Source organism: Arenibaculum pallidiluteum (assembly GCF_017355985.1).
GTDB lineage: Bacteria > Pseudomonadota > Alphaproteobacteria > Azospirillales > Azospirillaceae > Arenibaculum > Arenibaculum pallidiluteum.
The window spans coordinates 1-1,131 of sequence record NZ_JAFIQU010000041.1 but is presented as its reverse complement, the minus strand read 5'-3'; the positions used below and the strand labels follow the sequence as shown (position 1 = coordinate 1,131).

Genomic DNA, 1,131 nt, shown 5'->3' with positions numbered 1-1,131 from the left:
TAGGGCTGACCGCCGGCGAGATCACATGGATTGAGCTCTTTATACGCGGGAGCGGACGAGTTCCCTTACTGCGATTGTGGCAATGCTCATCAACTCCGCTTCGCCCGCGCCGTCATGCGCTTGGACGGACATCCCCTGCACGATCGCGCCGAGATAGCGCGCGAGCGCGCCGGCATCGATGTCCGGACGGAGCTGGCCATCCGTCACGCCGCGTTCGATACGTTCCCGAAAGGCGGCGCAGGTTGCGCGCCGCAGGCGCGCCACATTCTCGGCCACCGCGTTGTTCTCCACGGCGCAGGTCAGCACGGCCGTCGAGATCATGCAGCCTCGCGCCTCCTTGCGCCGACTGAACTCCCGGGCCGACTCCCGCAGCAATCGCTCGAACGCAGCCACCGCATCGGTCTCTTCCGCAAGGGCTCGCGCCGTGAACGCTCCGACATGCCCCTGATACCAGTCGAGCGCCTCGCGATAGAGTTCCGCCTTCGACGTGAACGCCGCGTAGAGGCTCTGTGGCGTAATGCCCATCGCCGTCGTGAGATCGGCTATCGACGCTCCCTCGTAACCCAGGCGCCAGAACGTCTCGGCCGCTGCCGCAAGCGCCTCGTCTCGGTCGAAGCCGCGCGGGCGTCCACGCGGCCGGCGTGGCGGGTTATTTTCCACAATGACCATTCTTGAAATGCCTCCGTTCCCATGATAATTCCGGAGCGTTCGTTCCTCAAATGGGTGGTCGATCCTATGCGCAACATGTTCATGTTCGCGATCGCCGCGTTCGTTGGGGGGGCCACGGGGGCTCTCGCCGAGACCTTGCCGTCACCGGACCCTGGGCTTGCGGGGCGTGTGGACGCTGCGATCGATCAGGCCCTGGCGGACAAACGAATCGTCGGGACGGTCGTGATGATCGCGCGAGACGGGCAACTCGTTTACCGGCGTGCCGCAGGATTGGCAGACCGCGAGACAGCCAGGCCGATGCGCGAGGATCTGGTGTTCCGCTTAGCTTCGGTGACCAAGCCGATCGTCTCGGCGGCAGCAATGCGCCTGGTCGAGACCGGCCGGCTCCGCCTGGAGGACCCGGTGACCCGGTGGCTGCCGGAGTTTCGACCGCGACTCTCAGACGGTACCGAACCGGTTATC

General features: G+C 65.4%; 2 protein-coding genes. One reads left to right on the top strand and one right to left on the bottom strand.

Features of this window, described 5'->3' with window-relative positions:
* Nucleotides 1-39: 39 nt before the first annotated feature.
* Nucleotides 40-669, bottom strand: a complete 630-nt coding sequence (locus JUB13_RS30970; protein WP_207486123.1) for a TetR/AcrR family transcriptional regulator — start codon at nt 667-669, stop codon at nt 40-42.
* A 66-nt stretch (nt 670-735) separates the two neighbouring features.
* Between JUB13_RS30970 and JUB13_RS30965 the strand changes: the two genes are divergently transcribed.
* Nucleotides 736-1,131, top strand: a 396-nt coding sequence (locus JUB13_RS30965; protein WP_207486122.1) for a serine hydrolase domain-containing protein, incomplete at its 3' end; no start/stop codon positions are given.

Coding starts and splice junctions, on each gene's coding strand:
- JUB13_RS30970 (WP_207486123.1), bottom strand. CDS start 669: ATGGTCATTGTGGAAAATAACCCGCCACGCCGGCCGCGTGGACGCCCG.